An 11,452-nucleotide genomic window follows, 5' to 3' on the forward strand; every position below is an offset into this window, starting at 1 on the left:
CACCTCAGGTGTCCGGGGCCCTCCCCTATGTGTCCCGGCCGGGTCAGTAGCCGAAGTTCTGCGTCCACCAAGGGCCGCCGTCGGCGATGTGCACACCGATGCCCAGCGTTGTGAAGTCGCAGTTCAGGATGTTCGCGCGGTGTCCCTCGCTGTTCATCCAGGAGTTCATGACCGCGTTGGCGTCGGCCTGGCCGCGGGCTATGTTCTCGCCGCCGAGATTGCTCACGCCGGCCTGCTCCGCACGGTCCCACGGCGTCTCGCCGTCGGGGTTGGTGTGGTCGAAGAACCCACGCGCCGCCATGTCCTTGCTGTGCGCGCGGGCCAGGTCGGACAGGGCGCCGCTCGCCTTCATCGGGCTGCAGCCGACCTTCGCGCGCTCCTCGTTGACCATGTCGATCACCGCGGCCTCCGCGGAAGCGGCGGCCGACGGGTCCGGGGCGGCCGTCTTGGGCGGCGCGGCCGTCTTGGACGGCGCCGCGGTCTTGGACGGCGCGGCGGTCTTGGACGGCGCGGCGGTCTTGGACGGCGCGGCGGTCTTCGACGGGGCGACCGTGCGCTCCGGGGTGCGCGTCTGCTCGCGGGTCGGCTCGGGGGCCGGCTTGCTGGTCGTCGCCGGGCTCCTGGTCGTTTCCCTGGACGGCGTCGCCGAGGGCTTGGGCGACACGGGCTTCTTCGACGGCACCGAGGTACTGGGCGTCTTGGAAGGCTTCGCGGACGCCTTCTTCGAAGGGCTCTTCGAGGGGCTCTTCGACGGCTCCGCGCTGCGGCTCGGCGAGGCGGAAGGGCTCACGGAGGGGCTCGCGCTCGCGTCCCCCTGGGCCTGCAGCCGCGACGGCACCTCCGTGCGCATCTCGGTCCGGACGTCGGAGCCCGCGCCCACGGTGTGCGTGTCGTCGCCACCGGGCAGGACGACGGTCGTCACGACCACCGCGCCGATCGCCATGGCGGCAGAGGCGCCGAGCAGTCCGGTGCGTACGGGCAGGCTCTTACGCCCCGCACCGCCACGGTGCCTGCCTTCCGTGCCTGCCGCGTGATCGGTCACGGCCGGCGCGGGGGCCGAGCGTCGGTGGCGACCCATGTGCTGTGCCTTCCTGGTGCGCGACGTTCGAACGTCAACGGACTCACCCGTACGAGTGAGGCTGATTTCGTCCGGACTGTACGCCATGCGGCGCGGGGCCGAAGTGATGCAGAAGCAATCGGCCGGTTACGGTGCAGCCATGAACGACACCGCACGGCTGACCGCCTGGGTACGCGGCCGAGTACAGGGAGTGGGCTTCCGATGGTTCACCAGGGCAAACGCTCTGGAGATCGGGGGACTCACCGGCTTCGCCCTCAATCTGGACGACGGCAGGGTGCAGGTCGTGGCCGAAGGTCCACGTGAGAATTGCCACCGTTTGCTGGAGTGGCTTCGCTCCGACGACACACCCGGCCGCGTCGACGGAGTCACTGAGATCTGGGACACGCCCCGCGGCGGCTACCCGGACTTCGCCATCCGCTGACGGTGTCCGGCCGAGCCCGCTCCGAGCGCCTCCCGCCGGCGGTCGGAAGGCCTGGTCGTGGGCAGAAACCCCTGGTGGTTGCCAAGAAGGGCTTGCTCTGCCAGGCTGCGGCAGGAATGATGATCGTGACGCCCCCAGGGCCCCGCAGGTCAGGCACGCCGCACTCTTCAGCGGCCGTATGCCCCCGGGCCGCCCGTCGATACGGGGTGTGATCGTGTTGACCGTCAAACTTTTTGGTGAGACTCTGGAAGCCCCGCGCACCTCAGCTGTTCGGCAGTCAAGAACCGCAGCACGGCAAGCAGTAAAACCAGGACTGCCGAGCACCGCGGGTGCGAATCCCTCACGACCCACACCGCTTCGGTCGGTCACTCAGTGTGGAGGACCATCCATCATGGCAAAGGCGCTTCTCGGTTACGTCGGCGGTTCCGACCCGCGACTCCTCGCCGAGATGCGACGGCTTCAGCAGCGCGTCCAGGACCTCGAATCCGAGCTTGTACGGATCCAGTCCGAGAATGACGCGCTCAACGCCGCCGTCGCTCAGCACCCCGGAGAGTCGCTGCTCGAAGGTATGGACATCGACGTACCTCGGGCGGAGCCCGCGCTCACCTGAGCACGGCGTCCGCCAGGGCATCGCGCAGCAAGATATGCAAGGGACGCCCTCGGCGTCCCTTCTTTCTTTTCCGCTTCCGCTCCCGCCCCTGCCCTTGCCCCCGTCCCCGTCCCCCGCAGTTCCTGAAGTGTTTCCTTCAACGTCTGATCTGCCCTGCACCTTCATGGGTGAAACCGCAACCGAAAGGTAGAGTCCGGGGGCGTGCACCTCAAGGCCATGACCCTGCGCGGTTTCAAGTCGTTCGCCTCGGCCACCACCCTGCGGTTCGAGCCCGGCATCACCTGCGTCGTGGGTCCCAACGGCTCCGGCAAGTCCAACGTCGTGGACGCTCTTTCCTGGGTCATGGGTGAGCAGGGCGCCAAGTCCCTGCGCGGCGGCAAGATGGAGGACGTCATCTTCGCCGGGACGACCGGCCGGCCGCCGCTGGGCCGGGCAGAGGTCTCCCTGACGATCGACAACTCCGACGGCGCCCTGCCCATCGAGTACGCCGAGGTCACCATCACGCGGATCATGTTCCGCAACGGCGGCAGCGAGTACCAGATCAACGGCGACACCTGCCGGCTGCTCGACATCCAGGAACTGCTCTCCGACTCCGGCATCGGCCGCGAGATGCACGTCATCGTCGGCCAGGGCCAGCTCGACTCCGTGCTGCACGCCGACCCGATGGGGCGGCGGGCCTTCATCGAAGAGGCGGCAGGCGTCCTCAAGCACCGCAAGCGCAAGGAGAAGGCGCTGCGCAAGCTGGACGCGATGCGGGCCAACCTCGCCCGCGTGCAGGACCTCACCGACGAGCTGCGCCGCCAGCTCAAGCCACTGGGGCGGCAGGCGGCCGTGGCCAGGAGGGCCGCGGTCATCCAGGCGGACCTGCGCGACGCCCGGCTCCGGCTGCTCGCCGACGACCTCGTACGCATGCAGGAGGCGCTGCGCACCGAGGTCGCCGACGAGGCCGCGCTCAAGCAGCGCAAGGAAGCGGCCGAGGCCGAGCTGAAGGCGGCGCTGACCCGTGAGGCGGACCTGGAGGACGAGGTGCGGCGGCTCGCCCCGCGGCTCCAGCGCGCCCAGCAGAGCTGGTACGAGCTCTCCCAGCTCGCCGAACGGGTGCGCGGCACGATCTCCCTGGCCGACGCCCGCGTCAAGAGCGCGACGGCGCAGCCGGCGGAGGAGCGGCGCGGTCGTGATCCGGAGGACATGGAGCGTGAGGCGGCCCGCATCCGTGAGCAGGAGGCGGAGCTGGAGGCCGCTCTCGAAGCGGCGGAACGCGCCCTCGAGGACACCGTCGCGCACCGCGCCGAACTGGAGCGCGAGCTCGCCGTGGAGGAACGCCGCCTGAAGGACGTGGCGCGTGCCATCGCCGACCGTCGTGAAGGGCTCGCCCGGCTGAGCGGCCAGGTCAACGCGGCCCGTTCGCGGGCCGCGTCCGCCCAGGCCGAGATCGACCGGCTGGCCGCCGCCCGTGACGAGGCGCAGGAGCGGGCCGTCGCCGCGCAGGAGGAGTACGAGCAGCTCAAGGCCGAGGTCGACGCGCTGGACTCCGACGATTTCCTGTTGGCCGACAGGCACGACGCGGCGAAGCGCGAACTGGCCGGCGCGGAGACCGCGCTGGGCGAGGCCCGCGAGGCGCTCACCACGGCGGAGCGCAAGCGCGCCGCCGTGGCGGCCCGTCGGGAGGCGCTCGCGCTGGGCCTGCGGCGCAAGGACGGCACGGGCGTGCTGCTCGGAGCCCGTGACCGTCTCGCGGGCCTGCTCGGCCCGGCGGCGGAACTGCTCACGGTGACGCCCGGTTACGAGATCCCCGTAGCTGCGGCGCTGGGAGCGGCGGCGGACGCGGTGGCCGTCACCGACGCCTCCACGGCGGCAGAGGCGATCCGTCTGCTGCGCAAACAGGACGGCGGCAGGGCGGCCCTGCTGCTCGCCTCCGCCACCTCCGCCCCCGACGGTCCTGAGCCCGACCTGTCAGGAGCGGACGGCAAGCCGGCCGCGGACCTCGTCCGGGGGCCCGACGAATTGATGCCGGCCGTACGCAGGCTGCTGCGCACGACCGTGGTCGTGGGAAGCCTCGAGGACGCCGAGGACCTGGTCGGCGCACGTCCCGGACTCACCGCCGTGACCGCGGAGGGCGACGTGCTCGCGGCGCACTTCGCGCAGGGCGGCTCCGCCGGGGCGCCGAGTCTCCTGGAGGTCCAGGCGTCCGTCGACGAGGCGGCGGCAGAACTCGAGGACCTGGCGCGGCAGTGCGAGGAGCTGGCTGCCGCACAGCAGCAGGCCACCGTCCGCCGTGCCGAATGCGCGTCGCTGGTCGAGGAGCTCGGGGAGCGCAGGCGCGCCGCCGACCGGGAGAAGTCGGCCGTCTCCGGCAGGCTCGGCCGTCTCTCCGGTCAGGCCCGTGGTGCCGCCGGTGAGGCGGAGCGGACCGCCGCGGCGGCCGCCCGCGCCCAGGAGGCGCTGGAGCGGGCGGCCGAGGAGGCCGAGGAGCTTGCGGAGCGGCTGCTCGTCGCGGAGGAGGCCCCCGCCGAGGAGGAGCCGGACACCCACGTACGGGACCGGCTCGCCGCCGACGGCGCCAACGCGCGGCAGACGGAGATGGAGGCCCGTCTCCAGGTGCGTACGCACGAGGAGCGGGTGAAAGGCCTGGCCGGGCGCGCCGACGCGCTCGACCGGGGGGCGCGCGCCGAGCGTGAGGCGCGTGCGCGGGCGGAGCAGCGGCGCGCCCGGTTGCGCCACGAGGCCGAGGTGGCGGCGGCCGTCGCCGCCGGCGCCCGGCAGCTGCTGGCGCATGTCGAGGTGTCACTGGTGCGGGCGGAGGCCGAGCGGGCCGCGGCCGAGGCCGCCAAGGCCGAGCGCGAGCGGGAGCTGACCGCCGCCCGGAGCACGGGCCGCGACCTCAAGGCCGAACTGGACAAGCTCACCGACTCGGTCCACCGCGGCGAGGTGCTGGGCGCGGAGAAGCGGCTGCGGATCGAGCAACTGGAGACGAAGGCGCTGGAGGAGCTGGGCGTGGAACCGGCCGGTCTGGTGTCCGAGTACGGCCCCGACCAGCTGGTACCCCCGTCCCCGCCGGCCGAGGGCGAGGAGCTTCCGGAGGACCCGGAGCACCCCAGGAACCAGCCGCGGCGTTTCGTCCGCGCGGAACAGGAAAAGCGCCTGAAGTCGGCCGAACGGGCGTACCAACAGCTCGGGAAGGTGAATCCGCTCGCTCTGGAGGAGTTCGCGGCGCTGGAGGAGCGCCACCAGTTCCTGTCGGAGCAGCTCGAGGACCTGAAGAAGACCCGGGCCGACCTGCTTCAGGTCGTGAAGGAGGTGGACGAACGCGTCGAGCAGGTCTTCACCGAGGCCTACCGGGACACCGCCCGTGAGTTCGAGGGCGTCTTCTCCCGCCTGTTTCCCGGCGGTGAGGGGCGGCTCGTGCTGACCGACCCGGACAACATGCTCACCACCGGCGTGGACGTGGAGGCGCGCCCGCCCGGGAAGAAGGTGAAGCGGCTGTCGCTGCTGTCGGGCGGGGAGAGGTCCCTGACCGCCGTGGCGATGCTGGTCTCCATCTTCAAGGCCCGGCCGAGTCCGTTCTATGTGATGGACGAGGTCGAGGCGGCGCTCGACGACACCAATCTCCAGCGGCTGATCCGGATCATGCAGGAACTCCAGGAGAGTTCGCAGCTGATCGTGATCACGCACCAGAAGCGGACGATGGAGGTCGCGGACGCGCTGTACGGCGTCTCCATGCAGGGCGACGGCGTCTCCAAGGTCATCAGCCAGCGCCTTCGTTGAGGCGTAGCCCTCGCTGATTCTTCAAGACTTGAAGCTATTGCTGCCCCAGGAGGTCCTGAGTCGATTTGGATCAGGGTCTTGACTTCGAAACTTGAAGGCATAGTCTCTGCAACGTTGCTTTTACCTTCAAGTGGTGCGCGCCCCGAACTTGTGCCCCACTTGTAGGGCTCGCCCCCCACGTCCGGCGGTGCTGCCGGACGGCCCCAGGAGTACACGTGACCAGCACTGCGCAGCCGCCACCGGCATCAGGGGCCCGCTCGGCCCACCCCGACCATCTCGGGCATGTCATCTTCATCACGGCCGCCGCCGCGATGGGCGGCTTCCTCTTCGGTTACGACAGCTCTGTCATCAACGGCGCCGTCGAAGCAATCCGACACCGCTACGAGATCGGCTCCGGCACCCTCGCCCAGGTCATCGCCATCGCGCTGATCGGCTGCGCCGTCGGCGCCGCGACCGCCGGCCGTATCGCGGACCGCATCGGCCGCATCCGCTGTATGCAGATCGCCGCCGTGCTCTTCACCCTCAGCGCCGTGGGCTCCGCGCTCCCGTTCGCGCTCTGGGACCTCGCCATGTGGCGGATCATCGGCGGCTTCGCCATCGGCATGGCGTCCGTCATCGGCCCGGCCTACATCGCCGAGGTCTCTCCCGCCGCCTACCGCGGCAGGCTGGCCTCCTTCCAGCAGGCCGCGATCGTCATCGGCATCGCGGTCTCGCAGCTGGTGAACTACGGCATCCTCCAGCTCGCCGACGGCGATCAGCGCGGGGAGATCGCCGGCATCGAGGCGTGGCAGTGGATGCTCGGCGTCATGGTCGTCCCGGCGGTGCTGTACGGCCTGCTGTCCTTCGCGATCCCGGAGTCGCCGCGCTTCCTCATCTCGGTCGGCAAGGTCGGCCGGGCGAAGGAGGTCCTCGCCGAGGTCGAGGGCAAGGGCGTCGACCTGGACGCCCGGGTCACCGAGATCGAGCTCGCCATGCGCCGGGAGCACAAGTCCTCCTTCAAGGACCTGCTCGGCAGCCGCTTCGGCTTCCTGCCCATCGTCTGGGTCGGCATCGGCCTCTCGGTCTTCCAGCAGCTGGTCGGCATCAACGTCGCCTTCTACTACTCGGCCACCCTGTGGCAGTCGGTGGGCGTCGACCCGTCCAGCTCCTTCCTCTACTCGTTCACCACGTCGATCATCAACATCATCGGCACCGTGATCGCGATGGTGCTGGTCGACCGGATCGGCCGCCGGCCGCTCGCGCTCATCGGCTCCACCGGCATGGCGATCGCGCTGGCCCTCGAGGCCTGGGCCTTCTCCGCCGACCTCGTCGACGGCAAGCTGCCGGAGACCCAGGGTGTCGTGGCCCTGATCGCCGCCCACGTCTTCGTGCTCTTCTTCGCGCTCTCGTGGGGCGTCGTCGTCTGGGTCTTCCTCGGCGAGATGTTCCCGAACCGGATCCGCGCCGCCGCCCTCGGCGTCGCCGCCTCCGCGCAGTGGATCGCCAACTGGGCCATCACGGCAAGCTTCCCGAGCCTCGCGGACTGGAACCTCTCCGGCACCTATGTGATCTACACGGTCTTCGCCGTGCTCTCGATCCCCTTCGTACTGAGGTACGTCAAGGAGACGAAGGGCAAGGCGTTGGAGGAGATGGGCTAATCCCCGCTGCCCCTCTCCTCGTCACGGAAACTGCCCCGGCTCAGCGCGTGAGCCGGGGCAGTACGTGTTCGCACAGCAGCTGAAGGCTGCGCCATCCCTCGTCCACCGGCATGCCGCCGCACAGGGGGTGCAGCACCAGACTCTCCGCGCCCAGTGCCACGCACTCGTCGGGGGTCACGATGCGGTAGACGCCCTCGTCGCGCAGGTCCCGGACGGTCCCGGCCGCGGACCGCACCGCGGAGCGGATGTCCGGCGACTGCCACGACGCGTACGTCCGTGCCTCGTGCAGGAAGTGCTCGCCGTACAGCGCCCAAGCCCGGTCGGGATCCTCCGACACGTGCAGCAGCGTCGTCTTCTCGGCGGGCATCATGCAGAAGCCGTCCGTCCCGTACTCGGCCCGCCGCTCCTCGTAGTACGCCTCCAGCTCCGGCAGGTGGGCGCTGGGGAAGAACGGGAGACCGAGGCGGGCGGCGCGGCGCGCGGCGGCACGGGAGGACCCGCCGACGATCAGCAGCGGGTGCGGCCGGGTGTACGGGCGCGGGGTGACCCGCACGGAACGGCCCCGGTATACGAAGCTCTCGCCGGTCCATGCGGCCAGCAGCGTCTCCAGCAGCTCGTCCTGGAGCTGTCCGCGCCGGCTCCAGTCGACGCCGAACTGCGCGTACTCCTCGGGCCGGTAGCCGATCCCCGCCACGGTCACCAGCCGGCCCTGGCCGATCAGGTCCAGCACGGCGATGTCCTCGGCCATCCGCAGCGGCTCGTGCAGCGGGCCGATGACCGCGGACACGGTGACCGCGATGCGGCGGGTGGCGCCGAGGACGGCGCCCGCGAATGCCAGCGGGGACGGCAGCCAGTTGTTCCCGGCACCGTGGTGCTCCTCGGTCTGGACCGTGTCGACGCCGCGGTCGTCGGCGTACACGGCCATCTCCAGGGCCGCACGGTAGCGGGCCGCGAGGGTCTCGGGTGTCGCGGCCGGATCGACCATGTTGAACCGGGCAACAGTGAAGGCCATGGGAAGTCCCCCTCCGCCAGATGTGGGCACGGCGAAGGGGGACGTTAGCTGACGTGGCGTCAGATAGACAGGGTCTCGGGCTCGGTTTCGGGGGCCGCGGTCGCGGGGTCCACCTGAGCGGCCGTCCCCGTACGCGGCAGCACCGCGTACAGGCCCGCGGCCACCAGGACCGTCACCGCCCAGCCCAGGCCGTTCTCGCCGGCCCAGGACGACGCGAGCGGGCCGGCGAACCAGTCGACCCGGGTGAACAGCAGCCCCACCACCAGCGCCGACGCCCACGACACCATCGCCTGCCAGGCGAAACCGCCGCGGTACCAGTAGGCGCTCGTGCGGGTGGTGTCCATCAGTGCCGCACCGTCGTACGAGCGCCGCCGCAGCATGTCGACGCCGAAGACGCCGATCCACGCGGAGAAGGCCACCGCGAGCAGCGTCAGGAACGAGATGAAAGAGCCGACGAAGCTGGTGGCCACCACCATCAGCAGGAAGCCGAAGACCAGGCTGATCAGGGCGTTCACGCTCACCGCCCAGGCGCGGGGCACCTTCACGCCCAGGGTCTGCGCGGTGAAGCCGGCGGAGTACATCGACATGGAGTTGATCAGCAGCATGCCGACGAGGGCCACCAGCAGATACGGCACCGCCAGCCACATCGGCAGGATCTCGCCGATGAAGGCGACCGGGTCCTGGGCGCTCGCCAGGTCCGGTGTGGACACCGCCATCACGGCGCCCATCAGCACCATCGGCAGAACGACGACGCCCGCGCCGCCGACGGTGGCGCCGACCATCGACCGGCCGGAGGCCGTGCGCGGCAGGTAGCGCGTGAAGTCGGGACCCGACGGGACCCAGCTGATGCCGCCCGCCGCGATGGTGCCGATGCCCGCCACCATCATCGCCGTCGAGCCGGACGGCTTGTCGAAGACGGCGGGCCAGTCGGTGTTCGCGACCAGGTAGATCAGAACCAGCACGCTGAACGCGCCGAACAGGTACGTCGACCACTTGCTGCACACCTGGAGGGCGTTGATGCCGAGCCCCGAGACGAGGAAGGTGCAGGCGACGAAGAGCAGCAGGGTCGTGATGATCAGGGCCGTACTGCTCCGGACCCCGAAGAGCAGGTCCAGCACCGTGAGCACGGCGTAGGCGCCGGTGACCGCGTTGATCGTCTCCCAGCCCCAGCGGGCGACCCAGATCAGCGAGCCGGGGAAGAGGTTCCCGCGCTGTCCGAAGACCGCCCGGGACAGGGCCATGCCGGGTGAACCCCCGCGCTTGCCCGCGACGGAGATCAGGCCCACGAGCCCGTACGAGAGGACGGGCGCGGCGACGGCGACGGTCAGCACCTGCCAGAAATTCAGGCCGTTGAAGACGACCAGTCCCGCCCCCATCGTCAGCAGCAGCACGCTGATGTTGGCGGCGACCCAGGTGGGAAACAGTTCCCCGACGCGGCCCGTGCGCTCCGCGTCGGGGACGGGTTCGAGGCCGCGGGTCTCTATCGCGCCTTCGGACTCGGAGGCGTGGGGCATGGAAGTGGCTCCGTACGGGGTGGGGGGACGCCGGTGGGGGCTGCCGGAGAAACCGGAAGCCACAAGCATCGTACGAACACCCCATAACGTCCAAATGGGTGAGGGTGCCTTTGTGTGATCCTCTGACCTCTTCTGTGTGCGCGGCCGTGGCCGATACTGGACGGGTTATGGAAATCGTCATCCTTGCCGTAGTCATCGCCCTGGTCGCGATCGGCGCGATCAGCGGCCTCGTGGTCAGCAGCCGCAAGAAGAAGCAGCTGCCGCCGCAGGCGCCGCCGGCCCCGCCGACCATCACTGCTCCGCCCGCCGAACCGCACGTCGGCGACGAGGCGGAGACGCCGCGGGAGGAACCCCGCCGCACCATCGAGGAGGTCGACCTTCCGACGGCCGACGAGGCCGTCGAAACACCCGTCGCCGTCGAGGACCCGGTCGTCGCCGAGGCGCCCGCCCCCGCCGTCGAGATCCCGGAACCGACCGCCGGCCGGCTTGTCCGGCTCCGTGCCCGTCTCGCCCGTTCGCAGAACTCGCTCGGCAAGGGGCTGCTCACGCTCCTCTCGCGTGAGCACCTCGACGAGGACACCTGGGAGGAGATCGAGGACACGCTCCTCACCGCCGACGTCGGCGTCACCCCCACCCAGGAGCTCGTCGAGCGGCTGCGTGAGCGGGTGAAGGTGCTCGGCACCCGTACGCCCGAGCAGCTGCGCACCCTGCTGCGCGAGGAGCTGCTGCACCTCGTGGGTACCGACTTCGACCGCGCGGTCAAGACCGAGAGCGGTCTGGACACGCCCGCCGTCGTCATGGTCGTGGGGGTGAACGGCACCGGTAAGACCACCACCACCGGCAAGCTCGCCCGCGTTCTCGTCGCGGACGGCCGCTCGGTCGTACTGGGCGCCGCCGACACCTTCCGTGCCGCCGCCGCCGATCAGCTGCAGACCTGGGGCGAGCGCGTCGGCGCCCGCACCGTGCGCGGGCCGGAGGCCGGCGACCCGGCCTCGGTCGCTTTCGACTCGGTCAAGGAGGGCATCGCCGAGGGCGCGGACGTCGTGCTGATCGACACCGCCGGCCGGCTGCACACCAAGACGGGCCTGATGGACGAGCTCGGCAAGGTGAAGCGGGTCGTGGAGAAGCACGGCCCGCTGGACGAGGTCCTGCTCGTCCTCGACGCCACCACCGGTCAGAACGGTCTGGTGCAGGCGCGGGTCTTCGCCGAGGTCGTGGACATCACCGGCATCGTGCTGACCAAGCTGGACGGCACCGCCAAGGGCGGCATCGTCGTCGCCGTCCAGCGTGAGCTGGGCGTGCCCGTGAAGCTCGTGGGTCTGGGCGAGGGCCCGGACGATCTCGCCCCCTTCGAGCCCGAGGCGTTCGTCGACGCCCTGATCGGCGACTGAGCGCACCTTCCGCGCGTACGAGAG

General features: G+C 70.6%; 8 protein-coding genes. 5 read left to right on the forward strand and 3 right to left on the reverse strand.

Annotation, left to right across the window (positions count from 1 at the left end):
• Positions 1 to 43 precede the first annotated feature (43 nt).
• Positions 44 to 1,078, reverse strand: a complete 1,035-nt coding sequence (locus tag ACWGH4_RS21280) for a CAP domain-containing protein (RefSeq protein ID WP_453463124.1) — start codon at positions 1,076 to 1,078, stop codon at positions 44 to 46.
• A 139-nt stretch (positions 1,079 to 1,217) separates the two neighbouring features.
• Here ACWGH4_RS21280 and ACWGH4_RS21285 point away from each other — a divergent pair, with 139 nt between their 5' ends.
• The 4 genes from ACWGH4_RS21285 to ACWGH4_RS21300 all read left to right on the forward strand — a co-directional run bounded on the left by ACWGH4_RS21285 (position 1,218) and on the right by ACWGH4_RS21300 (position 7,511).
• The gene (locus ACWGH4_RS21285) at positions 1,218 to 1,499 is read left to right on the forward strand and encodes an acylphosphatase (protein WP_307708502.1); all 282 of its coding nucleotides are present in this window, start codon (positions 1,218 to 1,220) and stop codon (positions 1,497 to 1,499) included.
• Between the two features lie 391 nt (positions 1,500 to 1,890).
• Positions 1,891 to 2,109, forward strand: a complete 219-nt coding sequence (locus tag ACWGH4_RS21290) for a hypothetical protein (protein WP_005311394.1) — start codon at positions 1,891 to 1,893, stop codon at positions 2,107 to 2,109.
• A gap of 201 nt (positions 2,110 to 2,310) precedes the next feature.
• Complete coding sequence (gene smc / locus ACWGH4_RS21295) at positions 2,311 to 5,874, forward strand: chromosome segregation protein SMC (protein WP_453463127.1); 3,564 nt, start codon at positions 2,311 to 2,313, stop codon at positions 5,872 to 5,874.
• A 215-nt stretch (positions 5,875 to 6,089) separates the two neighbouring features.
• Complete coding sequence (locus tag ACWGH4_RS21300) at positions 6,090 to 7,511, forward strand: sugar porter family MFS transporter (RefSeq protein ID WP_453463130.1); 1,422 nt, start codon at positions 6,090 to 6,092, stop codon at positions 7,509 to 7,511.
• Between the two features lie 40 nt (positions 7,512 to 7,551).
• Here ACWGH4_RS21300 and ACWGH4_RS21305 read toward each other — a convergent pair whose 3' ends face one another.
• The gene (locus ACWGH4_RS21305) at positions 7,552 to 8,523 is read right to left on the reverse strand and encodes an LLM class flavin-dependent oxidoreductase (protein ID WP_453463133.1); all 972 of its coding nucleotides are present in this window, start codon (positions 8,521 to 8,523) and stop codon (positions 7,552 to 7,554) included.
• Positions 8,524 to 8,582: 59 nt separating this feature from the next.
• Positions 8,583 to 10,037 (reverse strand): cytosine permease, encoded by a 1,455-nt coding sequence (locus ACWGH4_RS21310; RefSeq protein WP_453463136.1) that lies wholly within the window; start codon positions 10,035 to 10,037, stop codon positions 8,583 to 8,585.
• 167 nt (positions 10,038 to 10,204) lie between these two features.
• Between ACWGH4_RS21310 and ftsY the strand changes: the two genes are divergently transcribed.
• Positions 10,205 to 11,428 carry a signal recognition particle-docking protein FtsY gene (gene ftsY / locus ACWGH4_RS21315; RefSeq protein ID WP_441266424.1) on the forward strand — a complete coding sequence of 408 codons (1,224 nt, stop codon included), beginning with the start codon at positions 10,205 to 10,207 and terminating at the stop codon, positions 11,426 to 11,428.
• The last annotated feature ends 24 nt before the right edge of the window (positions 11,429 to 11,452 follow it).

The organism is Streptomyces sp. NPDC054847, from assembly GCF_053610925.1.